The 26,322-nt window shown below is 68.8% G+C and carries 24 protein-coding genes and 1 riboswitch; of the genes, 8 read left to right on the top strand and 16 right to left on the bottom strand.

What is annotated here, in order from left to right; translation table 11 throughout:
- Nucleotides 1–296 precede the first annotated feature (296 nt).
- A complete protein-coding gene (locus tag ACPTTC_RS15640) occupies nucleotides 297–1,961 on the top strand; it encodes a hypothetical protein (RefSeq protein WP_423392995.1) in 1,665 nt (554 codons plus the stop codon).
- Between the two features lie 88 nt (nucleotides 1,962–2,049).
- Here ACPTTC_RS15640 and lnt read toward each other — a convergent pair whose 3' ends face one another.
- From lnt to ACPTTC_RS15600, 8 genes are all read right to left on the bottom strand, one after another.
- A complete protein-coding gene (gene lnt / locus ACPTTC_RS15635; protein ID WP_423392994.1) occupies nucleotides 2,050–3,738 on the bottom strand; it encodes an apolipoprotein N-acyltransferase in 1,689 nt (562 codons plus the stop codon).
- 52 nt (nucleotides 3,739–3,790) lie between these two features.
- A complete protein-coding gene (locus ACPTTC_RS15630; RefSeq protein ID WP_021160150.1) occupies nucleotides 3,791–4,678 on the bottom strand; it encodes an HlyC/CorC family transporter in 888 nt (295 codons plus the stop codon).
- Nucleotides 4,679–4,987: 309 nt separating this feature from the next.
- A complete protein-coding gene (locus tag ACPTTC_RS15625; protein ID WP_423392993.1) occupies nucleotides 4,988–5,137 on the bottom strand; it encodes a hypothetical protein in 150 nt (49 codons plus the stop codon).
- 64 nt (nucleotides 5,138–5,201) lie between these two features.
- The gene (locus ACPTTC_RS15620; RefSeq protein ID WP_423392992.1) at nucleotides 5,202–5,834 is read right to left on the bottom strand and encodes a gamma-glutamylcyclotransferase; all 633 of its coding nucleotides are present in this window, start codon (nucleotides 5,832–5,834) and stop codon (nucleotides 5,202–5,204) included.
- A gap of 12 nt (nucleotides 5,835–5,846) precedes the next feature.
- Complete coding sequence (gene ybeY / locus ACPTTC_RS15615) at nucleotides 5,847–6,623, bottom strand: rRNA maturation RNase YbeY (protein WP_226200843.1); 777 nt, start codon at nucleotides 6,621–6,623, stop codon at nucleotides 5,847–5,849.
- Between the two features lie 147 nt (nucleotides 6,624–6,770).
- Entirely contained in the window at nucleotides 6,771–7,817 is a 1,047-nt protein-coding gene (locus ACPTTC_RS15610; RefSeq protein ID WP_226200842.1) for a PhoH family protein, read from the bottom strand.
- 29 nt (nucleotides 7,818–7,846) lie between these two features.
- The gene (miaB, locus tag ACPTTC_RS15605; protein ID WP_175956373.1) at nucleotides 7,847–9,220 is read right to left on the bottom strand and encodes a tRNA (N6-isopentenyl adenosine(37)-C2)-methylthiotransferase MiaB; all 1,374 of its coding nucleotides are present in this window, start codon (nucleotides 9,218–9,220) and stop codon (nucleotides 7,847–7,849) included.
- Between the two features lie 214 nt (nucleotides 9,221–9,434).
- Nucleotides 9,435–10,367: a LysR family transcriptional regulator gene (locus ACPTTC_RS15600; RefSeq protein ID WP_423392991.1), complete on the bottom strand. Its 933-nt coding sequence runs from the start codon at nucleotides 10,365–10,367 to the stop codon at nucleotides 9,435–9,437.
- A gap of 144 nt (nucleotides 10,368–10,511) precedes the next feature.
- Between ACPTTC_RS15600 and ACPTTC_RS15595 the strand changes: the two genes are divergently transcribed.
- The 3 genes from ACPTTC_RS15595 (at nucleotide 10,512) to ribB (ending at nucleotide 13,775) form a co-directional block, all read left to right on the top strand.
- The gene (locus ACPTTC_RS15595) at nucleotides 10,512–11,687 is read left to right on the top strand and encodes an MFS transporter (RefSeq protein WP_423392990.1); all 1,176 of its coding nucleotides are present in this window, start codon (nucleotides 10,512–10,514) and stop codon (nucleotides 11,685–11,687) included.
- A 219-nt stretch (nucleotides 11,688–11,906) separates the two neighbouring features.
- Nucleotides 11,907–12,608, top strand: coding sequence for a helix-turn-helix domain-containing protein (locus tag ACPTTC_RS15590; RefSeq protein WP_011353124.1), 702 nt, complete (start codon nucleotides 11,907–11,909; stop codon nucleotides 12,606–12,608).
- Nucleotides 12,609–12,797: 189 nt separating this feature from the next.
- Nucleotides 12,798–12,946, top strand: a riboswitch (FMN riboswitch).
- A gap of 118 nt (nucleotides 12,947–13,064) precedes the next feature.
- Nucleotides 13,065–13,775, top strand: a complete 711-nt coding sequence (ribB, locus tag ACPTTC_RS15585; protein WP_122168536.1) for a 3,4-dihydroxy-2-butanone-4-phosphate synthase — start codon at nucleotides 13,065–13,067, stop codon at nucleotides 13,773–13,775.
- A 101-nt stretch (nucleotides 13,776–13,876) separates the two neighbouring features.
- On the opposite strand, the gene ACPTTC_RS15580 is transcribed toward ribB, so the two are convergent.
- The 5 genes from ACPTTC_RS15580 to ACPTTC_RS15560 form a co-directional block, all read right to left on the bottom strand.
- The gene (locus ACPTTC_RS15580) at nucleotides 13,877–14,563 is read right to left on the bottom strand and encodes an HAD family hydrolase (protein ID WP_175970875.1); all 687 of its coding nucleotides are present in this window, start codon (nucleotides 14,561–14,563) and stop codon (nucleotides 13,877–13,879) included.
- Nucleotides 14,564–14,753: 190 nt separating this feature from the next.
- Nucleotides 14,754–15,740, bottom strand: coding sequence for an inositol 2-dehydrogenase (gene iolG, locus ACPTTC_RS15575; RefSeq protein ID WP_423392989.1), 987 nt, complete (start codon nucleotides 15,738–15,740; stop codon nucleotides 14,754–14,756).
- Between the two features lie 71 nt (nucleotides 15,741–15,811).
- The gene (locus ACPTTC_RS15570; protein ID WP_423392988.1) at nucleotides 15,812–16,639 is read right to left on the bottom strand and encodes a TIM barrel protein; all 828 of its coding nucleotides are present in this window, start codon (nucleotides 16,637–16,639) and stop codon (nucleotides 15,812–15,814) included.
- On the bottom strand, nucleotides 16,636–17,694 hold the full coding sequence (locus ACPTTC_RS15565; protein WP_423392987.1) for a xylose isomerase: 1,059 nt from the start codon (nucleotides 17,692–17,694) through the stop codon (nucleotides 16,636–16,638). The genes ACPTTC_RS15570 and ACPTTC_RS15565 overlap by 4 nt, the downstream gene beginning before the upstream one ends.
- Before the next feature lie 156 nt (nucleotides 17,695–17,850).
- On the bottom strand, nucleotides 17,851–18,915 hold the full coding sequence (locus tag ACPTTC_RS15560) for a LacI family DNA-binding transcriptional regulator (RefSeq protein WP_423392986.1): 1,065 nt from the start codon (nucleotides 18,913–18,915) through the stop codon (nucleotides 17,851–17,853).
- A 232-nt stretch (nucleotides 18,916–19,147) separates the two neighbouring features.
- Between ACPTTC_RS15560 and ACPTTC_RS15555 the strand changes: the two genes are divergently transcribed.
- From ACPTTC_RS15555 to ACPTTC_RS15545, 3 genes are read left to right on the top strand one after another with little or no spacing between them, the layout of a single operon-like run.
- Nucleotides 19,148–20,170 carry a fatty acid desaturase family protein gene (locus ACPTTC_RS15555; RefSeq protein ID WP_423393369.1) on the top strand — a complete coding sequence of 341 codons (1,023 nt, stop codon included), beginning with the start codon at nucleotides 19,148–19,150 and terminating at the stop codon, nucleotides 20,168–20,170.
- Nucleotides 20,171–20,206: 36 nt separating this feature from the next.
- Nucleotides 20,207–20,515, top strand: a complete 309-nt coding sequence (locus ACPTTC_RS15550) for a non-heme iron oxygenase ferredoxin subunit (protein ID WP_175956393.1) — start codon at nucleotides 20,207–20,209, stop codon at nucleotides 20,513–20,515.
- A gap of 4 nt (nucleotides 20,516–20,519) precedes the next feature.
- A complete protein-coding gene (locus tag ACPTTC_RS15545; protein WP_423392985.1) occupies nucleotides 20,520–21,770 on the top strand; it encodes an NAD(P)/FAD-dependent oxidoreductase in 1,251 nt (416 codons plus the stop codon).
- Between the two features lie 80 nt (nucleotides 21,771–21,850).
- Here ACPTTC_RS15545 and ACPTTC_RS15540 read toward each other — a convergent pair whose 3' ends face one another.
- The 3 genes from ACPTTC_RS15540 to glpD all read right to left on the bottom strand — a co-directional run bounded on the left by ACPTTC_RS15540 (nucleotide 21,851) and on the right by glpD (nucleotide 25,780).
- Nucleotides 21,851–22,567: an MIP/aquaporin family protein gene (locus tag ACPTTC_RS15540; protein WP_059233266.1), complete on the bottom strand. Its 717-nt coding sequence runs from the start codon at nucleotides 22,565–22,567 to the stop codon at nucleotides 21,851–21,853.
- Between the two features lie 81 nt (nucleotides 22,568–22,648).
- Nucleotides 22,649–24,151: a glycerol kinase GlpK gene (gene glpK, locus ACPTTC_RS15535; RefSeq protein WP_175970877.1), complete on the bottom strand. Its 1,503-nt coding sequence runs from the start codon at nucleotides 24,149–24,151 to the stop codon at nucleotides 22,649–22,651.
- Between the two features lie 105 nt (nucleotides 24,152–24,256).
- Nucleotides 24,257–25,780, bottom strand: coding sequence for a glycerol-3-phosphate dehydrogenase (gene glpD / locus ACPTTC_RS15530; RefSeq protein WP_226200832.1), 1,524 nt, complete (start codon nucleotides 25,778–25,780; stop codon nucleotides 24,257–24,259).
- A 162-nt stretch (nucleotides 25,781–25,942) separates the two neighbouring features.
- Between glpD and ACPTTC_RS15525 the strand changes: the two genes are divergently transcribed.
- Nucleotides 25,943–26,311 carry a hypothetical protein gene (locus ACPTTC_RS15525; protein WP_175956402.1) on the top strand — a complete coding sequence of 123 codons (369 nt, stop codon included), beginning with the start codon at nucleotides 25,943–25,945 and terminating at the stop codon, nucleotides 26,309–26,311.
- Nucleotides 26,312–26,322 lie beyond the last annotated feature (11 nt).

Here is a 26,322-nt window from a genome sequence, read left to right as displayed (position 1 = left end):
CCGTTGCGGGCGGCGCTCCGGGCTGGGCCCGGAGGGTCGGCTCGCGCGGCGGCGCGGCTTGTTAGTGTGCTGAAACGCGTAATTTTACCGGATCGGCGGGCGGATGCGGCCGGAACGCGGGCGGGCGCACCGCCGGCAGCGTTCCGGCGGCCTGCACGGGCGTGACCGGCGCGCGCCGGGCGGCCGCGCGCGGCCTGTCGAGACGTGCATGCCGCGCGGCTTCGCGCGGGCGTTAAGATGCGCGTATTGCGGTGCGCGCGACGCGCGCCGCGTCACCGCTAGCCGATCCCGACTGCATGGACGATTCGACCGACATCCTCATTCCGCTGCTTCCGCCGTTCCTCGCATTGCTCGGGCAGGCCGCCGACGCGCAGGCGCGCGGCGAGCACGCCGCGCGCGATCTGTGGCTTGCCGCCGCCGCGCACCTGCATGCGGTCGACGCCGATGCGCTCGCGCAACTCACCGGCGCGCTCGTCTCGCGGCAGCGTACGGCCGATGCGGTCGCGCTCGCCGAATGCGCGGCGCGCGTCCAGCCGGGCGCGACCGCGTACTTCAATCACGGCTACGCGCTGCAGATGGCGGGCCGGCACGCGGATGCCGTGGCGCCGTATCGGGCAGCGCTGGCGCTCGATGCCGACCGGCCGTCGCTGCGCAACAACCTTGCCATCGCGCTGCGGCTGTCGGGCAGTGACCGCGCGGAGGAGATCGCGCTGCTCGAAGCGGCCGTGCGCTTCGATCCACGCGACGTGCAGGCGTGGATCAACCTCGTCGTCGCGCGGATCGCGACCCACGACCTGGACGCCGCACTCGCGTGCACGGCGCCGCTCGTCGAGCTCGCGCCCGACAACGCGCTCGCGATGAACAATGTCGCGCTGGCGATGAAGGAGGCGCAGCGCTGGGACGACGCCGAGCGCTACGCGGCGCGCGCGTGCGAGCTGGCGCCCGACGACGCGTCGTACCGTTTCAACCTGGCGATCATCCAGCTCGTGCGCGGCAACTTCGCGGCCGGCTGGCGCGGCCACGAGGCGCGCTGGGACGGCGCGGGCGAGTTGCGCGGCCGCCGGCCGGTGCTGCCTGGCCCGCGCTGGCAGGGCGAGCCGCTCGCCGGCAAGACGCTGCTCGTGTGGGGCGAGCAGGGGCTCGGCGACGTGCTGCAGTTCTGCCGCTTCGTCGCGCCGCTCGCCGAGCGCGTGCATCGCGAGGGCGGGCGGCTCATCTGGAATACGTTCCCGCTGGTGGGCACGCTGATGCAGCGCAGCCTCGGCGCGCATGCGGATGCGTTCAGCGCGGGCGGCGGCGTCGAATTGCTGCCCGCCTTCGACTACGAAGTGCCGCTGATCGGCCTGCCGCTGATGCTCGGCATGGAGGCGTCGACGCTCGCGTCGTCGGTGCCGTACCTGCGGGCCGATCCGCTTGCGCGCGACGCGTGGCGCGCGCGGCTCGCGGGTGAGCGCCGGCTGAAGGTCGGGCTCGTGTGGACGGGCAGCGCGGGGCACCAGCGCAATCCGTTCCGGCGCGTCGGGCTCGAGCGCTATGCCGACGCGTTCCGCGGAATCGACGGCGTCGCGTTCTATTCGTTGCAACCGGGTGCGCAGGCGGATGTCGCGGCGGCGCGCGCGGCCGGCTTCGCGATCGAGGATTTCACGGCGGAACTGACGAGCTTCGACGATACGGCCGCGTTCATCGGCGCGCTGGATCTCGTGATCACCGTATGCACGTCGGTCGCGCACCTGGCGGGTGCGCTCGGCGCGCGCACCTGGGTGCTACTCGACGTGAATCCGCACTGGCCGTGGCTGCTCGAACGCAACGACAGCCCGTGGTATCCGACGGCGACGCTGTACCGGCAACCTGTGTTCGGCGCATGGGAGCCGGTGATGGAGGCCGTGGGCCGCGACCTGCGGCGCCTGGCCGCGCAGCCGGCTCAATCGACTCAATCGGCGGAGTCGTCCCGGCAGGCCTGAGCGGCCGGCCGGTTCGCGGCCGGGGGCCGCCGCTGCATGCTGCATTGGGCGGCGGCCGCCACGCACCGCGCAGCGGCCGCCCGTTACGTCATTCCGGCTGTTCGTCGCCGTTCTTTTTGCCGTTGCGGCGGCGCAGCCCGGGGCCGAACGTGAAGCCGAACGCGAGCAGCACGAGCGACACCGCGAGTACGAGGTTGTTGCCGCTCGTCACGTAGGGCGTGAAGCCGCTCGTGCCTTCGATCCGCACGTCGAGCGAGCCGATCGTGAACGGCTTCAACTGGCCGAGCACGCGGCCGTGCGCATCGATCGCGGCCGTCATCCCCGTGTTGGTCGAGCGCAGCATCGGCCGGCCCGTCTCGAGCGAGCGCATCCGCGCGATCTGCAGGTGCTGGTCGAGCGCGATCGTGTCGCCGAACCACGCGAGGTTCGTCACGTTGACGAGCACGCCCGGCGGCTGCGGATTGTCGCGGATCGTCGCGGCGATCTCCTCGCCGAACAAGTCCTCGTAGCAGATGTCGGCCATCACGGGCTGGTTGTGTACGAGGAACGGCTTCTGCACGGGGGCGCCGCGCGCGAAGTCGCCGAGCGGCATCTTCATCAGGTCGACGAACCACCGGAAGCCCCACGGGATGAATTCGCCGAAGGGCACGAGATGGTGCTTGTCGTAGTGATAGATGTCGCGCGAGTTCGGCGTCACGCCGTACAGGCTGTTCGTATAGTCGACGTAGTGGCCGTCCTCGGTCACCGATGCGCCGACCGCGCCGAACAGCACGGCCGAGCCCGTCGTGTCGCTGAACTTGCGGATCGCGACGGCGAACGGCTCGGGCAGTTCCTGAATCATCACCGCGATCGCGGTTTCGGGGGTGACGATCAGGTCGGCCGGTTTCTCGACGATCATCTGCGTGTACATCTTGATCGCCGCGTCGATGCCCGCTTCCTCGAACTTGATGTCCTGCTTCACGTTGCCCTGCAGCAGCCGCACGGTGAGCGGCTTGTTGGCGGGCACGGTCCACGTGACCTGCGACAGGCCGAGACCGGCCGCGATCAGCGCGACCGCGATGCCGGCCGGCGCGGCGATGCGCACGCGGGCATCGCCGGCGCGGGGTTCGGCAAGCGGCAACGGCCGGGCGGCGGCGAGCGCCTGCACGACGAGCGCGGCGAACAGCGCGAGCACCCAAGCGATCCCGTACACGCCGGCGACCGGCGCGAAGCCCGCGAACGGGCCGTCGACCTGTGGATAGCCGCTGGCGAGCCACGGGAAGCCGGTGAACATGGTGCCGCGGAGCCATTCGCCGAGCGCCCAGGCACTCGCGAACGCGAATGCGCCGTGCCAGGTCGGCGAGAACGGCCGCGGGTCGGGCGTGCGGCGATGCCACGCATGGCCCGCGCAGAACGACCACAGCCCGGCGGAGAACGCCGGGTATAGCGACAGGTACAGCGAGAACAGCACGAGCGCGCCGCCCGCGAGCGGCGCGGCCATCTCGCCGTACACGTGCATGCTGATGTAGAGCCACCAGATGCCGGTGATGAAGTTGCCGAAGCCGAACGCGCCACCGGTGAGCGCGGCGCCGCGCCAGCTTGCGGTGCGCGTGAGCTGCGCGAAAAACCAGACGAATACGACGAGTTGCAGCCAGCCGCCATGCGGCGTCGGTGCGAAGCTGAGCGTATTGGCGGCGCCGGCGAGCAGCGCGGCCGGGTAGTGCCAGCGCGGCAGCGCGCGGCCGGGTGCCGGCGCGAGCAGGCCGCCAGCCGGGCGGGACAGGATCGGATCGTCCATGTGAAGCGAAAGTGGGCGAGCGGTTGTGAAATGCGCGGCTGGCGCGCGACGGTCAGTCTTCGTGCGAGGTTTCGGCGCGACGGCTGGCGAGCGGGTTGCGGCGCACCAGCAGCACGTGGACCTGGCGCGCATCGCCGCGCTGGATCTCGAACACGAGGTTGCCGAGCTGCAGCTTTTCGCCGCGATGCGGGACGCGGCCGAAATGATGCGTGATCAGCCCGCCGATCGTGTCGACTTCGTCGTCGGGGAAATCGGTGCCGAACGTCTCGTTGAACTGTTCGATCTCGGTGAGCGCACGTACGCGGTAGCGGCCATCGGGCCCCGAGATGATGTTGCCGGCTTCCTCGTCGAAGTCGTATTCGTCCTCGATGTCGCCGACGATCTGTTCGAGCACGTCCTCGATCGTGATCAGGCCCGCGACGCCGCCGTATTCGTCGACGACGATCGCGAGATGATTGCGGTTCACGCGGAAGTCGTGCAGCAGCACGTTCAGGCGCTTCGATTCGGGAATGAACACGGCCGGGCGCAGCATCCCGCGCACGTCGAATTCCTCTTCGGCATAGAAACGCAGCAGATCCTTCGCGAGCAGCACGCCGATGACGTTGTCGCGGTTCTCCTCGTACACGGGGTAGCGCGAGTGCGCCTTCTCGAGGACGAACGGGATGAAATCTTCAGGCTTGTCGGCGATGTTGATCGCGTCCATCTGTGCGCGCGGCACCATGATGTCGCGTGCGCACAGGTCGGATACCTGGAAAACGCCTTCGATCATCGACAGCGAATCGGCGTCGATCAGGTTGCGCTCGTGGGCGTCCTGGAGGATTTCCAGCAGCTCGCCGCGGGATTCGGGCTCGGGCGAGATGAAGTCGGTCAGGCGTTCGAGCAGCGAACGCTTTTCTTGCGGTTTGTCGGTTGGCTTACGACTGGGATACGAATCGTTCATGGTGGTGCGCCCGGGTCATGCCGGAGCGCGCTGTCACGGAGTAGGCAAGGATACACCAAGGGCACGACGCGGCCGTGTCACACCGGCCGCACGGCCAGGGTGGGCAGCTCGCGCGGGCCCCGCTCGCGGACGGCCGCGCCGGGCGACGTCGTCCTTGCGTCCATCCTATCCCAGAAAAGGGCGACGGCGCAGCAGCGGCCAAAAAACGGGTGGGGGAAGCGCGGGGACGTGCGGCGCGGGAAGGCGGTCGGCCAATGGCGCGGCGTGACGGCGGCATTCTGCCGCATGCGCGCGCCGTCGGGCCGCGGATCAGAACCGCAGGCCGGTCGAGCAGCCGCCGCCGGCCGCGCCGTTGGTCGCGGCGCCGCCGCAACCGATTATTCCGCAGCCGGACAGCGCGACGCTCGCGGCGACGAGTAGCGCGGCGACCTTGCAGCGCGACCAGCGGGACGGTTTCATCGGTCATCTCCTCGTTCGAACGGGCGAGTGGCGCGGCGCGCGACAAGCCGGGCGTCGCGTTGCGTCATCGGCATCGCGCGAGCAGCCCTTCCAGCGCGCGGTCGGGAATGCCGCTCGCGCGCAGTGCGTCGACGGTGCGGCTCACGTAGTCGAGCGTCGTGCCGTAGCGGCCGGCCGCGCAGCCGAACACTTCCTTCACGACGGCGTCGGGCAGCTTGCCCGTATAGGTCGGCGCGTCGCGGCGCATCACGAACGCGAGCGCGTTCACGCGTTCGCCGTTCTCGAGCGAGCATGGCAGCCACGCGGGCCGGTACGAACCCATCGGCATCTCGCGCTTCCACAGCGTCTCGAGGTGCGGCTGCGCGGTCGGGCCGGCAAGCCGGAACGCGATGCCCGAGCACGAGCCGCCGCGATCGAGCGCGAGCACGAGGCCCGGGCGTTCGGGCGTGCCGCGGTTCACGCGCGACCACAGATAGAGCCCGCGATGGTAGCCATGTACCTTGCCGCGCACGGCGGCGACGGTCGGCAACCCGGGGTTCCAGATCAGCGAGCCATAGCCGAACAGCCAGAGATCCTGCCGGCCGTCCCAGTCGCGCATCGTGTGTGCGAGCGAGGCCGCGAGCTCGTCTTCCGTCAGCAGGCACCCGTCGCCGATCGACGGCGGATAGGCGGGCGGGAGCGTCGCGGCGTTGCGCATCGTGCAGATGGCTTACTGGTACGGGTTCGGGAAGCCCAGCTTCGCGAGGATGTCGACTTCGAGCGCTTCCATTTCGGCCGCGTCCTCGTCGCTCGTCTCGTGGTCGTAGCCCTGCGCGTGCAGCGCGCCGTGCACCAGCAGGTGCGCGTAGTGGGCCGTGAGCGGCTTGCCCTGGTCGTGCGCTTCCTTCTCGATGACCGGGCAGCACAGCACGAGGTCGCCGATCACGGTGCCGTCGGGCGCCGCGTCGTACGCGAAGGTCAGCACGTTGGTCGGGTAGTCCTTGTGGCGGTAGCCGGCGTTCAGCGTGCGGCCTTCTTCTTCGCCGACGAAGCGCACGGTGAGCTGCGCGCTGGCGAACAGCGCCGGCGCGATCCATTCGGCGATCAGCTTGCGTTTGGGCAGCGTCTTGCGCACGTCACTCGTGATTTCGTCACCGTATTGCACGGAGAGATCGAGCTCCGGCTCGCGCAGCGCGTCTTCGGTGTCGTCTTCGCGCGGTGCGGGCTCGGCGCCCACGTGCAGCGTCACGCTGTCGTAATGCTCGGGCTGCAGCGCGAGCTTCGCGCGCATGGCCGGATCATTGTGCTGCGCGACGATCGCGACGGCTGCTTCCCCCGAACTGCCCGACAGGTCGAACATCAGGCTGCGGCCATCCGGGAAGTCGATTCGCAACCCTTGCGCGTTGACGGTCCGGGCCTTGCCCTTCGCATCGAACAGTGAAAGGCGGGGGGAGGCGGGCGCGGCGGACTGGGCGCGCCCGGACTTGCGAGAACGGGAGGATTTCATGACGCGTGCGGCGATTAGGACGCGTTGAGGATACACCAAACGGCCGATCGCACCCGAATTCACGCAGGCGAAAAAATGCCCGGCGCGCCGTCTGGCGGGCCGGGCCGGGCAGTCTGGCCGGGGCGGCGTGCAGGTGCCGCTGGCCGCTCAGCCGTCCTGGTGCTGTGCGTGGAATTCGTCGTACGCCTCGACGATGCGCGCGACGAGCGGATGGCGCACGACGTCCGCGCTCGTGAAGCGCGTGAGTGCGATGCCGCGCACGCCGCCGAGCACCTGCTGCGCCTCGACGAGGCCGCTCTTGTGGCCGCGCGGCAGGTCGACCTGGCTCGTGTCGCCGGTCACCACCGCCTTCGAGCCGAAGCCGATCCGCGTGAGGAACATCTTCATCTGCTCGGGCGTCGTGTTCTGCGCCTCGTCGAGGATGATGAACGCATGGTTCAGCGTGCGGCCGCGCATGTACGCGAGCGGCGCGATCTCGATCATCTGGCGCTCGAACATCTTCGCCGTCTTGTCGAAGCCGAGCAGGTCGTACAGCGCGTCGTACAGCGGACGCAGGTACGGGTCGACCTTCTGCGCGAGATCGCCCGGCAGGAAGCCGAGCCGCTCGCCGGCCTCGACGGCCGGGCGCGTCAGCACGATCCGCTTGACCTGGTCGCGCTCGAGCGCGTCGACCGCGCATGCGACCGCGAGGTAGGTCTTGCCGGTGCCGGCCGGCCCGATGCCGAACGTCACGTCGTGCGACAGGATCTGCTTCAGGTACTCGCGCTGCGCCGGCGTGCGGCCGCGCAGGTCGGCGCGCCGCGTGTAGAGCTTCGGCGCGGGCTCTTCGTCCGGCTCGCTGGCGTCGAGCTGCACGACCGGGTCGTCGAACGGATGGTCGGGGTCGCCGCGAAAGCGCACGTCGAGCGTGTCCTGGCGGCCGTTGCCGGACGTGTGGCGCACTTCGACCAGCGCGAGCTGGATGTCGTCGACCGACAGCGCATCGCGCGCGCGGTTGTAGAAATTCTCGAGCGCGGTGAGCGCGAGCTTGGCGCCGCGCCCGCGGATCGTGATCCGGTGTCCGCGTCGCGACAGCGTGACGTCGAGCGCCTGTTCGATCTGCCGCAGGTTCTCGTCGAGCGGGCCGCAGAGATTGGCGAGGCGCGCGTTGTCGTCGCGCGGCGCGACGAATTCCAGTGCTTGGGTCGGCTTCAAAGTGGCGTCGGGTTCCTGTTGAGCGTCAGTCAGTGGGTGGCCGCGCTCGCGTCGTCGCTCACGAGCACGAGCTCGCCGCGCAGCGAATGCGGGTACGCATGGTTGATCTTCACGTCGATCATCTGGCCGATCAGGCGCGGGTGCGACGCGAGCGGCGCCGGGAAATTCACGACCCGGTTGTTCTCGGTGCGGCCTGCGAGTTCGTTCGGGTCCTTGCGCGACGGGCCTTCGACGAGGATCCGCTCGACCTTCCCGACCATCGACTGGCTGATGCGCGCGACGTTTTCCTCGATGGTCGCCTGCAGATGTTGCAGGCGTTTGAGCTTCACCTCGCGCGGCGTGTCGTCGTGCAGGTTCGCGGCCGGCGTGCCGGGGCGCGGGCTGTAGATGAACGAGAAGCTGGTGTCGTAGCGCATCTCGTGCACGAGCGCCATCATCTTGTCGAAATCTTCCTCGGTCTCGCCGGGGAAGCCGACGATCATGTCGGTCGACAGCGACAGGTCGGGGCGGATCGCGCGCAGCTTGCGGATCACCGACTTGTATTCGAGCACCGTGTAGCCGCGCTTCATCGCCATCAGGATGCGGTCGGAACCGTGCTGGACGGGCAGGTGCAGGTGGCTCACGAGCTTCGGCACCTTCGCGTAGGTGTCGATCAGGCGCTGCGTGAATTCCTTCGGGTGCGACGTCGTGTAGCGGATCCGCTCGATGCCGGGGATGTCGGCGACGTATTCGATCAGCGTCGCGAAATCGGCGATCTCGGACGCGCCGGCCGTCAGCGCGCCGCGATAGGCATTGACGTTCTGGCCGAGCAGCGTGACTTCGCGCACGCCTTGATCGGCGAGGCCGGCCACTTCGGTCAGCACGTCGTCGAGCGGGCGCGACACTTCATCGCCGCGCGTGTACGGCACCACGCAGTAGCTGCAGTACTTCGAGCAGCCTTCCATGATCGACACGAATGCGCTCGGCCCCTCGACCCGCGCGGGCGGCAGGTGGTCGAACTTCTCGATTTCGGGGAACGTGATGTCGACCTGCGCACGGCCGCTCGCGCGGCGCGCGTCGATCATCTGCGGCAGGCGGTGCAGGGTTTGCGGGCCGAACACGAGGTCGACGTACGGCGCGCGCGACACGATCGATGCGCCTTCCTGGCTCGCGACGCAGCCGCCGACGCCGATCAGCAGGCCGGGCTTCGCTTCCTTCAGCTCGCGCACGCGGCCGAGATCGGAGAACACCTTCTCCTGCGCCTTTTCACGCACCGAGCACGTGTTGAACAGGATGATGTCCGCGTCTTCCGGCGTATCGGTCTTTTCGAGGCCTTCGGCCGCATTCAGCACGTCCACCATCTTGTCCGAGTCGTACTCGTTCATCTGGCAGCCGAAGGTCTTTACGTAAACTTTCTTGGTCATGGGGGTTCGCCGTTCGCAGTGGTTGACCTGGGGGCGTCGTCAAGAGTGAATCGGGACGGCCGTGCGCTGCACGCAGATGGCGCGCAGCCACCCTGAAAAGCCGTCAGGAAAGCCTTCCATTATAGCTTTTCATGCCGCCCGGGACGCGCGGCGGGTTGTGGCCGCGCGACGCCGCCTGCCCGGTTCCGACCCTTGAACGGCGGCGCGCTGGCCGTCAGTGGCACGCGTTCAGCAGGTCGTCGTGCGCGGCTTCCTCGCGCGCGAAGCGCTCGGCGAGAAAGTCGAGCAGCACGCGCACGCGCGGCGCCATGTAGCGCTTGCCGGGATAGATCGCGTGCAGCGGCGCGCTCTGGTGCCGCCAGTCGGGCAGCAGGACCTTGAGCCGCCCGGCGCGGATGTCGTCGGCGACATCCCAGATCGAGTTCAGCACGATGCCGCGGCCGCGCAGCGCCCACTCGCGGGCGAGGCCGCCGTCGTTGGTCTCGAACGCGGTGGCGAGCGGTACCGTGCAGGTCTGCGCGTCGTCGCCGCGCGTGAAACGCCACGTGTTCATCGGCCCGGACGCCACCGTGATCACGTTGCACGGAAAGCGGGCCAGATCGTTTGGATCGCGCGGCACGCCGTGGCGTTCGATGAAAGACGGCGCCGCGCACGGCACGCGCCGGTCCGCGGCGAGCCGGCGGGCGATCAGCGCGCCGTCGGGCGGCGCCGCGAAGCGGATCGCCAGATCGATCTCGTCCTGCCACAGGTTGACCGTCGAGTCGGACGCCGTCAGCGAGAACGTCACGTCCGGGTAGCGCGCGGTGAATTCGTCGAGCCAGTCGAGCAGCCGCCGGCGGCCGAAATCGGACGTCGCCGACAGCCGCACCCGGCCGCCGACGACGTTGCGGCCGGCCTGCAGCAGCGCGTTCGCGTCGTCGAGCGCCTGCAGCGCCTGCCGGCAGCCGGTCAGGTACAGGCGGCCCTCGTCGGTGAGCCGCAACTGCCGGGTCGAACGGTCGAACAGCCGGGTGGCGACCGCCGCCTCGAGCTTCGCGAGGCGCGCGCTCGCGGCGGCCGGCGTGAGGTTCAGCTTGCGCCCGGCGGCGGACAGGCTGCCCAGTTCGGCGGCCTCGACGAACAGCCGGATATCGCCCAGTCGATCCATGGGATTTTTCAGAAATATTTGAAAATGGTTCAAACGCCACGCCAATTATCAAATATAGGCATCTTCGGGACAATGCGCAGATCCTGCCTTTTGTGCGGTGCGGCACCGACCGGGCGCCGCGTCCGCCGCCTTCCGGAGAACCTCATGCCCATTCCATTGCTGGCGCTTGCGATCAGCGCCTTCGCCATCGGTACCACCGAGTTCGTCATCATGGGCCTGCTGCCCGAGGTCGCGCACGACCTGGCCGTGTCGCTGCCGTCGGCCGGCCTGCTGGTCACGGGCTACGCGCTCGGCGTCGCGGCCGGCGCCCCGCTGCTCGCGGTGCTGACGAGCCGCATGCCGCGCAAGGCCGCACTGCAGCTGCTGATGGCGATCTTCATCGTCGGCAACGTGTTGTGCGCGACCGCGTCCGGCTACGCGATGCTGATGGTCGCGCGGGTCGTCACGTCGTTCGCGCACGGCTCGTTTTTCGGGATCGGTGCGGTGGTCGCCGCGTCGCTGGTGCGGGCCGACAAGCGCGCGAGCGCGATCGCGCTGATGTTCACGGGGCTCACGCTGGCGAACGTGCTCGGCGTGCCGTTCGGCACGTTCGTCGGCCAGCTGCTCGGCTGGCGCGCGTCGTTCTGGATCGTCGCCGCGCTCGGCGTGTTGGCGCTTGGCGGCGTCGCCGCGCTCGTGCCGAACCGCCACGACAGCGGGCCGGTCGGCCTCGGCCACGAAGTGCGCGTGCTGAAGGAGCCGCAGGTGTGGCTCGCGCTGCTGATGACCGTGCTCGGCTTCGGCGGCGTATTCGTCGTGTTCACGTACATCGCGCCGATTCTCCAGTCCGTGTCGGGCTATTCGCCGCGCGCGGTTGCACTGATCCTCGTGCTGTTCGGCGTGGGCCTGACGATCGGCAACACGCTTGGCGGCAAGCTCGCCGACCGCGCGCTGATGCCGTCGTTGATCGCGATCCTCGTCGCGTTGATGGCCGTGATGGTCGTGTTCGCCAAGACGAGCCACCATCCGGTCGCGGCAGCCGCCACCGTGTTCGTATGGGGGATCGCCGCGTTCGCGACGGTGCCTCCGCTGCAGGCGCACGTGGTCGAGAAGGCCGCGAGCGCGCCGCATCTCGCATCGACGCTGAACATCGGCGCGTTCAACGTCGGCAACGCGCTCGGCGCGTGGCTCGGCGGCCTGGCGCTCGATCACGGCTTCGCGCTCGATACGCTGCCGTGGGTCGCCGTCGCGGTGACGTTTGCGGCGCTCGTCGTGACGTGGTTCGCGATGCGGCTCGACGCGCGCGGGCCGGCACGCGGCGCGGCGCCGGCGGCGCAATGAGCGGTGCAATGAGCGGTGCAATGAGCGACGCGATAGCGGCGGGAAAAGGTTCGCGAGGAACGCATTCCTCCGCGATGCTGATAACGGTGTGAAGATAACTTCGTTTGCCGGCGCAAGGCCGGGTGATAGCGTCTCGATACGCGCCGTTGCTGGCGCAACCCGATTCCGATCCCGGCTTACCCCATACGCAGGGCTGCACAGCGGCCCGGAGGCAATGCTATGTCTTCATCCCTGGCGCTCGTGCGCGACGTGTCTTCCTTCGAGTCCGGCAATGCCGCCGATGCGCGGGCGTCCGCGTCGCTCGACGTTCTCGAGCAGGTCGTCGGCGTGAACCTCGCACGGTTGCGCGCCGAGCGGCAGTTGTCGCTCGATGCGCTCGCGCGGCTGTCCGGCGTGTCGCGCGCGATGCTCGCGCAGATCGAGTCCGCGCGCAGCGTGCCGTCGATCAAGGTGCTTTGCAAGATCGCCGCGGCGCTGAAGGTGTCGGTCGCCGCATTCCTGCGCCGCCATGCGGTGAACGGCTTCGAGCACCTGGCGGCCGAGCGCGCGTCGCGTGTCGTCAGCTCGAATGGCCGCTTCTCGGCGCGCGCGCTGTATCCGGAAGGCGAGCCGGCCGCGGCCGAGTTCCACGAGCTGCGGATCGCGCCGCTGCATACGGAGCCCGGCGCCCGCCGCGCGCCCGGCACGACGGTCAACCTCGTGGTCAGCGAGGGCACGCTCGAAGTCAGCGTGCATGAGCGCCGCCAGTTGCTCGCGACCGGCGATGCGATCGTGTTCGATGCCGACCAGCCGTACAGCCTGCGCAACCCGGGCGACAGCGAGGCGCGTGCGTTTCGCGTGACGGTGAGCCCCGAGGTGCCGCCGCGCTGGCTCGTGCCCGATGCGGCGCACGCCGCACATGCAGCGCACGCGGCCGGCTGAGCGCGCAGGCAGCACGAAAGCGGGCCGCGTTCCCGTCGTTCGGGCGAGATCGCGGGGCGTTTGTCGGCTGTTTGGACGATGCCGTTAGACGGGGTCGTCGGTAAGGTTTTAGGTGGTGTTCGCTGCGCCGCGCGCGCAGCTGTTGTATGCTTGGCCCGCCGTTGATGGGGTAGGCCCATCCGGCAATCAGTGCGTCTTCAGGGCGGGGCGAAATTCCCCACCGGCGGTAGGCTGGCGTAAGCCGGCGAGCCCGCGAGCGCCCGCGCATTCGCGCGGGGTCAGCAGATCTGGTCGAATGCCAGAGCCGACGGTCATAGTCCGGATGAGAGAAGATGTGCAGATAGTCATGTCCGCCAGGGCCGCTTCGCCATGTGTGCGAAGCGGGTTGTCGTTCTGTCTGTTTGCAATGCCCTGAAACGTTTTTCGCCCAAATCGTATTCGCGAGGAGCGTTTCACATGTCCTTGATGTCCATTTCGTCGGCACCCGCCGACGCCTTTGCCGATCTCCCGTTGCTGGATTCCGAACCGGTGCCGCCGCGCATCGCCGCCGCGCTCGATGCGATGCGCGCAGGCCGTGCGGTCGTGTTGCAGGACGACCACGACCGCGAGAACGAAGCCGACCTGATCGTTGCCGCCGAGCGCATCACGCCCGAGACGATGGCGCTGCTGATCCGCGAATGCAGCGGCATCGTGTGCCTGTGCCTGACCGACGACACGGTGCGTGCGCTCGAGCTGCCGCCGATGGTGCAGACCAACGAGAGCCGCAACGGCACCGCATTCACTGTCTCGATCGAGGCACGCGAAGGCGTGCATACGGGCGTATCGGCGGCCGATCGCGTCACGACGATCCGCGCGGCGATCGCGGAAGGGGCGAAGCCGCACGACATCGTGCGCCCCGGCCACGTGTTTCCGTTGCGTGCGCAACCGGGCGGCGTGCTGGCACGCCGCGGTCACACCGAAGGCACGGTCGACCTGTCGATCCTCGCGGGCCTGAAGCCGGCCGGCGTGCTGTGCGAGCTGATGAATCCGGACGGCACGATGACGCGTGGCGACGATGTCGAGCGTTTCGCGCAACAGCACGGGCTGCCGATGCTGACGATCGCGGAACTCGTCGAGTTCCGCGAGGCGCTGGCCGCCGCGCGCGAGCGCTGCTGCGAACCGGCTTGAGGGAAGGGAAGGCGGGCGCGTTCGCGCGCCCGTGGCACGGCGTGCGTGAACCGGCGCACGCCGGATTGGCCCGATCAGCCTGATCGGGCCGGCGCAGACCATCAGGACTGCACGTCCCCGAATTCGCCGCGGATGCCGGCTTCGACGAACGCCGGCAGTTCGTCCATCTTGCGCATGATCCGCGTGATGCCCATCGCGCGCAGCGCGTCCGCGTAGTTGTCGGGAATGTGGCTCGCGCCGACGAATGCGATCGTCTTCATGCCCGCCGCACGCGCGGCATTCAACCCCGACACGCTGTCCTCGACGACGATGCAGCGCTCCGGCGCGACGCCGAGCGTGTGCGCCGCATGCAGGTAGACGTCGGGGTAGGGCTTCGGCCGCGCCACCTGCTCGGAGCTGAACACGCGATCGCCGAAGATCTCGGTGAGCGACGCGCGCTTCAGCGAGCTGCGCACGCGCACGAGCCGGCTGTTCGACACGACGGCCGCCGGCAGGCTTACCTTCAGCAGCGCGTCGCGCACGCCGGAGATCGGCGCGAGCGACTGGGCCAGCGCGCTCTCGATGTTGTGCTCGATGGTCTCGATGAAGTCGGCGGGCATCTCGATCCCGAAGCGGGATTCGATTCCCGCCAGGAAGCGCGACGTCTGCTGGCCGAACGCCGACTTGGCGGCGGCTTCGAAATCGAGATTCGGGAACGTGGCGGACAGCGTGTCGAGCAGTACGCGGTCGGCGATGACTTCGCTGTCGACGAGCACGCCGTCGCAGTCGCAGATGAGGTGATCGAGCATGGTGGTGAAAAAGCGGGATGTCGGCGACGCAGATCAATGCGCCATCATACGTGCTTTCACGCACATGCCGCGCGCCGCTTCGGCAAATTTTCCCGACGCGGCCGCGCTCGCCGCGCTTCGTTCAGGCGGGCTGCCGATCGTCCGGCGGCGGCCCGCCTGCGCGGTTCGCCGCTACTTGCGACCGGTGATGTTACAGCGCGATTACGCGCCCCGTTTTCCACGAGGTCATCGCGGCCTCGGCCAGTTCGAGCGCGGCGAGCCCGTCGTCGATCGTCGTCCTGACCGGCGTGCCGTCGCGCAGCGCGTCGACGAAGTGCGCGATCTCGGCCGCGTACGCGTGCCGGTAGCGTTCGAGGAAGAACGGCTCCGGCACGTCCGTCGCAACGCCTCCCGCGAGCCACGCGCTCACCTCGGTCGGCCGCACGTTGCCGGCCTGCAGCATCCCGTTGCTGCCGAGCAGCTCGAAACGCTGGTCGTAGCCGTACGCGGCGCGACGCGACGTGTTGATCTGGCACAGCAGCCCGCGCCGCGTGCGGATCGTCACGGCAGTCGAATCGATGTCGCCTGCGTCGTGCACGGCCGGATCGGTCAGGCAACTGCCGGTCGCGTGCAGCGTCTGCGCTTCGTCGCCGAGGATCCAGCGGAACACGTCGAAGTCGTGGATCAGCATGTCCTTGAAGATGCCGCCCGAGCTGCGGATGTAGTCGACGGGCGGCGCGCCCGGGTCGCGGCTCGTGACGACCAGCATTTCCGGCGCGCCGATCTCGCCGCGCTCGACGCGCGCCTTCAGCACGGCGAACGTCGGGTCGAAGCGGCGCTGGAAGCCGATCATGCAGGTCACGCCGCTGCGCCGGACGACGTCCGCGCAGGCACGCGAGCGTTCGACGCTCAGGTCGACCGGCTTCTCGCAGAACACGGCCTTGCCTGCGTTCGCGGCCGCGACGATCAGGTCCGCGTGCGTGTCGGTGCTCGATGCGATCACGACCGCCCGGACGGCCGGATCGCCGAGCGCGCGCTCGACGTCGGCCACTTGCGCGCCGTGCGCGCGGGCCAGCGCGTCGGCCGACGGCGCATGCCGGTCGACGACGTACTTCAGCTTCGCGCCCGGATGGCGCGCGAGATTCGCCGCGTGGATCTTGCCGATTCGTCCCGCGCCGAACAACGCGAATTCGATCATTCCGTTCTCCTGTTGATGATGTGATTTTGCGCCGGCACGCCGCTCGAGTCGGCCGCGTACGTTGGCGGCGGTCATTGATCCGACAGTTCGCCGCGCACGTAGTCGATGCTGGCCCGCAACCGCTCCTCGATGTCGTCGGCTTCGGCGATTTCGTTTGCGAACGGCTCGAACGAGCATGCGCCGCGGTAGCCGCGCACGAGCAGTTCGCGCAGTTGCCGGAGATTGCCGAGCCGGTCGGCGCGGCCGACCAGCACGCGATGGCCGTCGCGCATCCGGTCGGCCGGCAGGTCGTCTTCCTCGACGCCCGAGATGTGCACGAGGCCCGTCAGGTTCGGGAAGAAGATGTCCTCGCCCGACAGGTGATGGTGGAACGTGTCGTGCACGAGCCGGAACACTTGCTCGCCCGCCGCGTCGTAGATGCCTTTCACCGCATCCGACTTGCGACGCAGCGCACATTCCTCGAAACCGAGCGGCTCGATGAAGCCGAGCAGGCCGCGCGCGTCGAGGATCGGCTTGAGCGCCTTCAGCGCCTTCACGAGATCCGCGTGGCGCACGTCTGCGCTGCGCGTGTCGCCTCGGCTGTTGGTCGGGCACAGCACCAGCGCATGCGCGCCGCATTGCGCCGCGTAGTCGGCCAGCACGGCCGCCTCGTCCGCGCGCTCGGCGTTCCATTGCTCGAAGCGCTGCAGCGCGTTGATCGTCAGGATCTTTACGCCGCCGGCTTCGGCGGTCGCGCGAACGGTGGCGGGTGGCGTGCCGTCGTCGATTTCGACGCCGTCGAGATCGTTGCGGATTTCGATCGCCGCGACGCCGAGGCGCTGGCACAGCGCGACGTAACGGTCGAGCGGCAAGCGCGGTGCGCTCATCCGGTTCAGCGAAAAATGGAAGGCTTGCGTCATCGTTCTGTCCTTGGGTCTCGAGTGGGGGCCGGGTTCGAATCAGGTGCCGGTGCGCGCGATGTCGGCGGCCCGGCGAGTGCATGCCACGTGTCGCGCAGCCAGTGCGCGCACGCGACGTTGTTGTCGAAGATCGAATAGCGTGCGCCGCCGCCGTAGTCGGGAAACGGGATGAACTCGCAGCTGATCTGTTCGACCTTCGCCGGCCGTACGTGGGCCTGCGCGTGCAGCAACTGCCGAAGCGCGGCCTTCCACGTATCGAGCGCTGCCGCGCGCCATGCACCGTGATAGGCGCCCGGCGCGGGGGCGACGAACGGATACTGGATGCCGCGCCCGGGCCTGCCGTCGGCGCGGCGCATCCACGGATTGTGCGGATTGTTCGGCGTCACGCTGCGCGCATGCGCATGCCGGACCCAGCCGCGTGCGATCCAGTCGGCGTAGAGGGCGTCCGGCGACGCAGGGTCGAGCAATCGGCGGCCGCCGTCGGCCGCGTCGCGCATGCCCGATGCGTCGAGTTCGGCGCGATTGCCGATCTTGAACAGCAGGTGAGAATGATCGAGCGTGATCCGGAACGGCACGCCGGCCTGTTCGACATGCCGCGCGACGCGTGCGACACGCGTGAAATCCTCGCTCCACATGTCGACGTGCACTTCGAGACTTGGCAGGCAGCCGGCCGACTCGCCGCGCTCGTAAGTGCGAAGGTAGAAATCGGCGACCTCGCGGTCGGACAGCGGATGGCCGTCCGCGTGATGCGCGTACAACTGACAGTTGAGCACCGTGCTGCCGAAATGCGCGCCCGCGTCGGCGATCTCGGCCACGTGTGCTTCGTCACGGCCCGCGCACCAGATGCCGCCGATCACGCGAATCGGGAGCGCATGGCGTTCGACCAGCGCGAAATAGGGAGACAGGTCTTCGCCGCGCGCCGGGTTCTTTTCGACGTAGTCGAACACACCGGCGCCGGCGACCATCCGGAAGCGTTCGGCGGGCGGGGCCGGCGGCAGGCCGTCGTGTTCGAGCACGCCGTCGAGGTTCACGCCGATGAGGATCGGTTCGGCCATCGTCTCCTGTCCGCCGTTGTCATGGGATTGGCTGCCCAATGTACGGATGCGCGGCGCGGGCTGCATGACAAACGTTGACGAAAAATCGCCAATGCGGCGGTCGATTTTTTCGCAACGCGCATGCGGTGCGACAGACGGTGTGCCGGGCGTCGGAATTCAGGCCGGCAGGTAGGCGCTCGTCCTCACGTTTGCCGGACAGAACACGCGGAATTCGACCGGATCGGCCGGCGGCGACTGTTCGACGATCCCGCACGCATGCAGCACGTGTTGCAGTGCGGAAATCACCTGGCCGTCCGGATCCTGGTCGATCGCGAGATCCATTGCACCGGCCTCGATGAAGGTGCGGTGCAGGTCGATCATCTCGTGGCCGATCCACACGACGCGGCCGGCCGCGCCGGCCTTGCGCAGCGCCGCTTCGATGCCGGCCGAGCCGGCACCGCTGTTGTAGATCGCGACCACGTCGTCGTGCGCTTGCAGCGCCTTCGTCACGGCGCGGTAGCAGCGGTCGTCCTGGTCGAGCGTCTCGATCGGCTCGTCGTCGCAGCGGACGGCGGCGAACGCTTCGGCGAGCTGGTGGCGGCAGCCGGCCATCCGGTCCGCGTGCGCGCGGTAGCCCATGCGTCCGCCGAGCAGCAGCACGCGGCCGGGGCGTGCCGCCAGGCGGCCGATGTAATAGCCGGCCGTGCGCCCGGCCCGGTAGTTGTCGATGCCTGCGAAGTGCACGCGGTCGATGCCGCCGATGTCGGTGACCATCGTGACGACGGTTTCGCCGCGCGCGATCGCGCCGGCCAGCGCGTCGCGCACGCGGGCGGTGTCGCGCGCCGTGACGATCAGCGCCGCGCGCCGGTAGGCGGGCCGCTCGATCAGCGTGGCGGCGCGCTCGTCGTCGGCGGCGGGCAGGATCGTCCGGTGCACGACCACGCGCCGGTCGAGCATCTGCAGCGAGCGCTGCAGCGCCAGCTGCAGCCGGCGGAAGAACGCCGCGTCGGTGTCCGGCAGCAGCACGTCGACATGGATCAGCCCGTGCCGCGTGTCGGGCAGCTGGCGCGGCACGCCGAGCTGCCGCGCGGCCGCCACCACGCGTTCGCGGGCCTGTGCCGAGACGCTGCCGCGCTCGTTCAGCACGCGGTCGACGGTGGTCGTGCTGACGCCGGCGAGCGTCGCGATCTCGTCGAAGCGCGCGGTGCGCTTGCGCCAGCGCGGCCCGGATTCGCCTGCCATGGTTGTCTCCATCGTGGTGTCGCCATCGAGACGTGGCGATGCGAGGAACGCTAAAGCGATGGCGAAATTTCGTCAACGTTTCGATTGAGCGGGGGAGGCCGCGGGCCTAATTTTGATTCCATGCCGAAGCGCTTGCCGCGCTTCCTACGGACAGGGAATCCAGGAGACGCACGTGGTTCATATCGACGATCAGGCGCACGACCGCACGGCGGCGCGGCGCGAGGCATACCGGATGATCGGCGGCGCAGGCGCGCGCGCGCAGGCGGCCGGGCTCGTCAATGCCGAGTGGTACCGATGCCCGGTGCCGCGGCCGCTGATGAAGCAGCTGATGCAGCGCGGCGATGCGCGCGCGATCCGCGACACGCTGCTCTGGTACGCGGCGATCGCGATCAGCGGCGTGCTCGCGTGGCTGGCATGGCGCGCGCATTCCGCATGGGCGATCCCCGCGTTCTTCGTGTACGGCACGCTCTACTGCAGCCCGGCCGACTCGCGCTGGCACGAATGCGGGCACGGCACCGCGTTCCGCACGCGCTGGATGAACGACGTGCTGTACCAGGTCGCGTCGTTCCAGGTGTTCCGACGCGCGACGGCGTGGCGCTGGAGCCATGCACGCCATCACACCGATACGCTGGTCGTCGGGCGCGATCCGGAAATCGCCGCGCCGAAGCCGACCGACTGGCTCTCGTTCGCGCTGAATATCGTCGCGCTGAAGCATGTGGCCGGCGAGCTGCGCAAGATGCTCGCGATTGCCTTTACCGGCCGGCTCGACGACGAGGAGCGCACCTACGTGCCCGAATCGGAGCGGCCGAAGGTGGTGCGCGAGTCTCGCATCCATCTCGCGGTGTATGCGATGGTGGTCGGTGCGTCGCTGTACTGGCACACGATCCTGCCGCTGCTCTACATCGGGCTGCCGAGCCTCTACGGCGCGTGGCTGTACCTGTATTTCGGCCTCACGCAGCACGCGGGCATGCCCGAGAACGTGCTCGATCACCGGCGCAACTGCCGGACCGTGATGATGAATCCGGTGTTCCGCTTCCTGTACTGGAACATGAACTACCACGTCGAGCACCACATGTTCCCGATGGTGCCGTTCCACGCGCTGCCGAAGCTGCACGACGCGGTGAAGGCCGACATGCCGCCGCCGTACCGCAGCACGCTGGCCGCGTATGCGGAGATCGTGCCGGCGCTGGTCAGGCAGACGCGTGACCCGTCCCATTACGTCGTGCGGCCCGTGCCGGATGCCGCGCGCGCCTGACCGACATCGAACCTGCCAACCGAGGAGACACCCAACATGACGCAATGGATCGACACCGGCGCGCTCGACGAGATCGACGATGAAGACGTCGCGCGCTTCGACCATGCCGGCCACACGTACGCGATCTACCGCATCGCCGGCGAAGTCTATGCGAGCGACGGCCTGTGCACGCACGAGCACGTGCATCTCGCGGACGGGCTCGTGATCGACCACGTGATCGAATGCCCGAAGCACAACGGGCGCTTCGACGTCCGCGACGGTCGGCCGTTGTCCGCTCCCGCGTGCGAGAAGCTGCGCACGTACCGCGCGAAGATCGAAGACGGCCGCATCCTGATCGAGGTGTGACGCGATGACGAACGACCGGGTGATGGCGATCGTCGGCGCGGGCCACGCGGGCGGCCGCGCGGCGCAGGTGCTGCGTGAATCCGGCTGGCGCGGGCGGATCGTGCTGATCGGCGCGGAGGCGCACCTGCCGTACGAGCGGCCGCCGTTGTCGAAGGGGGTGCTGACCGGCGAGCGCAGCGCGGCGCAGTGCCGGTTGCGCGATCCGGACGCATGGGCGGCCGATCGCATCGAGCCGGTCGTCGCGACGGTCGAGCGAATCGATCCGTGCGCGCGTGAGGTGCGCGTGTCGGGCGCTCGCGTGTTCGGCTACGACGCGCTGCTGCTCGCGACCGGCGGCCGCGCGCGTCGCCTCGCGATTCCGGGCGCGGCGCTCGACGGCGTGTTCGCGTTGCGCACGCTCGACGACGCGGCGGCGCTCGGCGCGCGGCTCGTGCCCGATGCGCGGGTCGTGCTGATCGGCGGCGGCTTCATCGGTCTCGAGGTCGCGGCGTCGGCGCGACTGCGCGGCTGCCGCGTGACGGTGCTCGATGCGGCGCCGCGCCTGCTCGGGCGCGCGGTGCCGGAGACGATCGCGGCGCGCGTGCACGCGCTTCACGAACGGCAGGGCGTGGCCATTCGCGTGAGCCGGAAGCCGGTTGCGATCGAGCGGACGGCGAGCGGGGCGCTGGCCGTCGTGCTCGACGACGGCGACACGCTGATCGCCGACACGCTCGTCGCGGGCATCGGTATCGAGCCGGCCGACGAACTGGCGCGCGACGCGGGCCTCGCAGTCGAGCGGGGCATCGTCGTGAACGAGCGGCTCGAGACTTCGGCGCGCGGCATCTACGCGGCCGGCGACGTCGCGGTGTTTCCGAGTGCGTTGTCGGGGCGGCTGGTCCGGCAGGAGACGTGGCACGGCGCCGAGACCCAGGCGCGCGTCGCCGCGCGCAACATGCTCGGCGCCGACGAGCCGTATCGCGAGACGCCGTGGTTCTGGTCGGATCAATACGACACGCAATTGCAGGTGGCCGGGGAGCCGGCACTCGGCGAGCGGTCGGTCGCGCGCGTGCTCGGCGACGACGCGGAAATCCATTTCCATTTCGACGCCGGTGCGCGGCTCGTCGCTGCGAGCGGTTTCGGCCGCGCGTCGGAGTTCGTCAAGGACATGCGCGTGGCGAGAGCGCTGGTCGAGCGCGGGATCGACGTGAGCCCGGCGGCCGTGGCGGATAGGGGGGTGAAGCTGAAGTCGCTGATATCGGCCGAGGGCGACCGGTAGCGGAAACGACGCGGCGAAGCGCGAGAGAAGGGGAGGGAAACGCGCGGCGACGAATGCCGCGCGTTTCGGTCAAGCCACGATCAGATCGTCGTGTGCAGGTGCAGGTACAGGCCGGCCGCCGCGGCGCCGCCGAGCAGCGGGCCGACGACGGGCACCCATGCATAGCGCCAGTCGCTGTCGCGCTTACCGGGGATCGGCAGCAGCGCGTGCATGATGCGCGGCGACAGGTCGCGCGCGGGGCTCATCGCATAGCCGGTCGGGCCGCCGAGCGAGATGCCGATGCCGAGCACGAGCAGGCCGACGGGCAGTGCGTCGAGCGCGCCGAGGCCGACCTGCGGCGACGCGAGGTACAGCACGCCGAGGATCAGCACGAACGTGCAGATCGCTTCGGTCAGCACGTTGTGCGTGACGCTGCGGATCGCAGGCGCCGTGCAGAACACCGCGAGCTTCAGGTCTGCATCGGCTTCCTTCGCGAAGTGCTGGCGATACGCGAGCCACACGAGCAACGCGCCCGCCATCCCGCCGAGCATTTGCGCGAGGATGTAGCCGCCGACTTTCGACCACGCGAACTTGCCCGCGAGCGCGAGACTGATGGTGACGATCGGGTTGAGGTGCGCACCGCTGAACGACGCGGTCACGTAGACGGCGACGAATACGGCCATCGCCCAGCCCATCACGATCACGATCAGGTCCGCGCCTTTGCCCTTGGTCTTGGCAAGCAGCACGTTTGCGACCGCGCCGTTGCCGAGCAGCACGAGGATCGCTGTGCCGATGAACTCTGCAATATAAGGTGACATGGTTGTCTCTCGTATGTCATCGCGGACTCGCGCGTTGCGCGGTCCGCCGGTGTTGTTGTATTTCGTCTGGAAGTCTCGGGGTTACTGGGCGTCGTCGGCCCATGCCTTCGCGGCACGCACCGCTCGCTGCCAGCCCGACATGCAGCGTTCGACCTGCTCCTTCGGCATCGACGGCGAGAAGCGGCGATCGAGCTGCCACTGGTCGCGCACTTCGTCGAGGTTCTTCCAGTAGCCGATCGCGAGGCCCGCGAGGTAGGCCGCGCCGAGCGCGGTCGTCTCGGTGATCTGCGGACGCACCGCGTCGACGCCGAGCAGGTCCGCCTGGAACTGCATCAGCAGGTCGTTCGCGCTCGCGCCGCCGTCGACACGCAGCTCGCCGATGCTGATGCCCGAATCGGCTTCCATCGCGGCCAGCACGTCGAGCGACTGGTACGCGATCGAATCGAGCGCCGCGCGTGCGAGGTGTGCGGAGGTCGTGCCGCGCGTGACGCCGAACACCGAGCCGCGCGCCCGCGGGTTCCAGTGCGGTGCGCCGAGGCCGGCGAAGGCGGGCACCAGGTAGACGCCGTCGGTGTGCGGCACGCTCGCGGCGAGCGCCTCGATTTCAGCGGCCGACTTGATGATGCCGACGCCGTCGCGCAGCCACTGCACCACCGCGCCCGCGATGAAGATGCTGCCTTCCAGCGCGTACTGCACGTTGTCGCCGATCTGCCAGGCGATCGTCGTCACGAGGTTGTTCTTCGATTCGATCGGCTTGTCGCCGGTGTTCATCATCAGGAAGCAGCCGGTGCCGTAGGTGTTCTTCACCATGCCGGACTGCGTGCACATCTGGCCGAACAGCGCCGCCTGCTGGTCGCCCGCGATGCCCGCGAGCGGGATCTTCGACGCGAACACGGTGGTCTTCGTATGGCCGTAGATTTCCGACGATGCCTTCACTTCCGGCAGCATGCTGCGCGGGATGTCGAGCAGCTCGAGCAGTTCGTTGTCCCACTCGCGCGTGTGGATGTTGAACAGCATCGTGCGCGACGCGTTCGTCACGTCGGTCACGTGCAGTTCGTGCTTCGTGAAGTTCCACACGAGCCAGCTGTCGACGGTGCCGAACGCGAGCTTGCCCTGCCGGGCCTTCTCGCGTGCGCCCGGCACGTTGTCGAGAATCCAGCGGATCTTGGTCCCTGAGAAGTACGAATCGATCGGCAGGCCGGTCTTCGCGCGCACCTTCGCCTCGAGGCCCTGTGCTTTCAGCGAATCGCAGAAGTCGGCCGTGCGGCGATCCTGCCAGACGATCGCGTTGTAGACGGGCTGGCCCGTCTCGCGGTCCCAGACGATTGTCGTTTCACGCTGGTTGGTGATGCCGATCGCCGCGATCGACGTGCCGTTCAGGCCCGTGCGCGTGACGGCTTCGGCGGCGACGCCGGCTTGCGTCGACCAGATTTCCTGCGGGTCGTGCTCGACCCAGCCGGGTTGCGGGTAGATCTGCTCGAATTCCTTCTGGGCGATCGAAACGATATTGCCCTGGCGATCGAACAGCATCGCGCGGGAACTCGTGGTGCCCTGGTCAAGCGCGAGGATGTACTGATCCTGCATGTCTCTCATCTCCATCCGTGGATTTGGCTTAGTTGTGATGCGCGCCGCATGTGGGCGGCGCGTCGGTGAGTCAACGTCGGTACGGCAACTGCAACTGCATTCCGATCAGGCCTGCGGCGCGTGCGCGGCGGCGAACCACGCGTCGACCGCGGCGGTCACCGCGTCGAGCGTGCCGGGCGCCACGTGCAGGCCGAGCTTCGAGCGGCGCCACAGCACGTCCTGCGCGCGGGTCGCCCATTCGGCGTCGCGCAGGTAGCGCAGTTCGGCGTCGTAGATGCCCGGTGCGATTTCGGTGCCGAGATCGGCAAGCGACTTCGCGCCGTCGATCACGCGCTCCGCGCGCGTGCCGTATGCACGCGCATAGCGGCGGGCGAGCGGGGCGGGCAGCCACGCGTGGCGTTTGGCGAACGTATCGGCGAATGCGTCGAACTTCGCGTTCGCGATGTCGCCGCCCGGCAGCGGGACGCCGGCCGTCCAGGTCTTCGCGTCGCGGCCGAGTGCGCGGCACAGCATGTCGCCGGCCTCTTCCGCGAGCTTGCGGAACGTCGTGATCTTGCCGCCGAACACCGACAGCAGCGGGGCGCCCGCGCCGTCGTCCAGCTCGAGGCGGTAGTCGCGCGTGACGGCCGATGCGTTCGCGGCGTTCTCGTCTTCCAGCAGCGGGCGCACGCCCGAGTAGGTCCAGTGCACGTCGGCCGGCGAGATCTTGCGCTTGAAGTAGCGGTTGATCGAGTCGCACAGGTACTGCGTCTCGTCGCGATCGATCGCGACCTTCGCGGGATCGCTCGTGTATTCGACGTCGGTCGTGCCGATCAGCGTGAAATCGTGCTCGTACGGAATCGCGAAGATGATTCGCTTGTCCGGGTTCTGGAAGATGTATGCGTGGTCGTGATCGAACAGCCGGCGCGTGATGATGTGGCTGCCCTTCACGAGCCGCACGCTGTGGTGCGCACCGCGGCCGAGCGCGCCTTTCAGCACTTCGCCGACCCACGGGCCGGCCGCGTTCGCGATCGCGCGCGCATGCACGACGCGGATCGATCCGTCGGCGTGCTGCAGTCGCGCTTCCCATTCGTCGCCGCGACGTTCGGCACTGACGAGCTTCGTGCGCGTCAGGATCTCCGCGCCACGCTCCTTCGCATCCATCGCGTTCAGCACGACGAGGCGCGCGTCGTCGACCCAGCCGTCCGAATAGACGAAGCCGCGCTTGATCGAATCGATCAGCGGCGCGCCGGCCGCATGGCGGCGCATGTCGATGCCGCGCGAGCCGGGCAGCAGTTCGCGTTTCGCGAGGTGATCGTAAAGGAACAGGCCGATGCGGATCAGCCAGGCCGGACGCAGGTTCGGCATGTGCGGCATCACGAAGCGCAGCGGCCACATGATGTGCGGCGCCGCGCGCAGCAGCGTCTCGCGCTCCTGCAGCGCCTTGCGCACGAGCCCGAACTCGTTGTACTCGAGGTAGCGCAGGCCGCCGTGAATCAGCTTCGTGCTGGACGACGACGTGTGCGACGCGAGATCGTCCTGCTCGCAGAGCATGACAGACAGGCCGCGGCCGGCCGCATCGCGCGCGATGCCCGCGCCGTTGATGCCGCCGCCGACGACGAGCAGATCGTAGCGATTCGGTTGGGTCACCTGCTGTCCTTATCGTCTGAGGGAAATGGTTGAACAGAAAATGTTCGAATTCGAAATTTAACGAACGAAATCGAAAAAGTAAAGTTCGAAAAAGCGGGGCCAGTAGCGCGCGGCGCGATCCCGGACGATACTGGCGGAATCGACCGTTTCACGAGGTGAATCATGCGTATAGGGATGTGGGCCGGCGTGTGCGCCGTCCTTCTGGCGGGGTGCAGCGCCGGCATGCCGCCGCTCGTCGGCAACTGGCGCACGCCGTCGTTCGTCGACCTGCAGACATCGTGCGGCGGCACGGCACGCGACTGGGGCGCGGACGCGCAGCCGGTCTACTCGACGCTGGTCGACGCGTACGTGGCGAAACGGTATCGCGGGCTGACCGAAGCGAACTATTGTGCGTTCGTAAACGAACTTTCGACGCACTATGCGGCGCCTGGCGCGGCGACGCGCGCCGGCTGGGTCGCGTATTTCAACGGTGCGCGCGCACAGGCGATCAGCTGGCGGGCGGCGGTCGATCCGACGCTGCGCGGCGGCTGAAGCAGGCTGCG

This window comes from Burkholderia mycopellens (assembly GCF_964265025.1).
Lineage (GTDB): Bacteria > Pseudomonadota > Gammaproteobacteria > Burkholderiales > Burkholderiaceae > Burkholderia.
Note: the sequence above shows the minus strand (reverse complement) of the source record. Positions and strands in the feature narration are given on the sequence as shown.

Bases quoted from the DNA above. Each gene is read 5' to 3' on its own strand.
- ACPTTC_RS15640 (WP_423392995.1), top strand. From the start codon at position 297: ATGGACGATTCGACCGACATCCTCATTCCGCTGCTTCCGCCGTTCCTC.
- lnt (WP_423392994.1), bottom strand. From the start codon at position 3,738: ATGGACGATCCGATCCTGTCCCGCCCGGCTGGCGGCCTGCTCGCGCCG.
- ACPTTC_RS15630 (WP_021160150.1), bottom strand. From the start codon at position 4,678: ATGAACGATTCGTATCCCAGTCGTAAGCCAACCGACAAACCGCAAGAA.
- ACPTTC_RS15625 (WP_423392993.1), bottom strand. From the start codon at position 5,137: ATGAAACCGTCCCGCTGGTCGCGCTGCAAGGTCGCCGCGCTACTCGTC.
- ACPTTC_RS15620 (WP_423392992.1), bottom strand. From the start codon at position 5,834: ATGCGCAACGCCGCGACGCTCCCGCCCGCCTATCCGCCGTCGATCGGC.
- ybeY (WP_226200843.1), bottom strand. From the start codon at position 6,623: ATGAAATCCTCCCGTTCTCGCAAGTCCGGGCGCGCCCAGTCCGCCGCG.
- miaB (WP_175956373.1), bottom strand. From the start codon at position 9,220: ATGACCAAGAAAGTTTACGTAAAGACCTTCGGCTGCCAGATGAACGAG.
- ACPTTC_RS15600 (WP_423392991.1), bottom strand. From the start codon at position 10,367: ATGGATCGACTGGGCGATATCCGGCTGTTCGTCGAGGCCGCCGAACTG.
- ACPTTC_RS15595 (WP_423392990.1), top strand. From the start codon at position 10,512: ATGCCCATTCCATTGCTGGCGCTTGCGATCAGCGCCTTCGCCATCGGT.
- ACPTTC_RS15590 (WP_011353124.1), top strand. From the start codon at position 11,907: ATGTCTTCATCCCTGGCGCTCGTGCGCGACGTGTCTTCCTTCGAGTCC.
- ribB (WP_122168536.1), top strand. From the start codon at position 13,065: ATGTCCTTGATGTCCATTTCGTCGGCACCCGCCGACGCCTTTGCCGAT.
- ACPTTC_RS15580 (WP_175970875.1), bottom strand. From the start codon at position 14,563: ATGCTCGATCACCTCATCTGCGACTGCGACGGCGTGCTCGTCGACAGC.
- iolG (WP_423392989.1), bottom strand. From the start codon at position 15,740: ATGATCGAATTCGCGTTGTTCGGCGCGGGACGAATCGGCAAGATCCAC.
- ACPTTC_RS15570 (WP_423392988.1), bottom strand. From the start codon at position 16,639: ATGACGCAAGCCTTCCATTTTTCGCTGAACCGGATGAGCGCACCGCGC.
- ACPTTC_RS15565 (WP_423392987.1), bottom strand. From the start codon at position 17,694: ATGGCCGAACCGATCCTCATCGGCGTGAACCTCGACGGCGTGCTCGAA.
- ACPTTC_RS15560 (WP_423392986.1), bottom strand. From the start codon at position 18,915: ATGGCAGGCGAATCCGGGCCGCGCTGGCGCAAGCGCACCGCGCGCTTC.
- ACPTTC_RS15555 (WP_423393369.1), top strand. From the start codon at position 19,148: ATGATCGGCGGCGCAGGCGCGCGCGCGCAGGCGGCCGGGCTCGTCAAT.
- ACPTTC_RS15550 (WP_175956393.1), top strand. From the start codon at position 20,207: ATGACGCAATGGATCGACACCGGCGCGCTCGACGAGATCGACGATGAA.
- ACPTTC_RS15545 (WP_423392985.1), top strand. From the start codon at position 20,520: ATGACGAACGACCGGGTGATGGCGATCGTCGGCGCGGGCCACGCGGGC.
- ACPTTC_RS15540 (WP_059233266.1), bottom strand. From the start codon at position 22,567: ATGTCACCTTATATTGCAGAGTTCATCGGCACAGCGATCCTCGTGCTG.
- glpK (WP_175970877.1), bottom strand. From the start codon at position 24,151: ATGCAGGATCAGTACATCCTCGCGCTTGACCAGGGCACCACGAGTTCC.
- ACPTTC_RS15525 (WP_175956402.1), top strand. From the start codon at position 25,943: ATGCGTATAGGGATGTGGGCCGGCGTGTGCGCCGTCCTTCTGGCGGGG.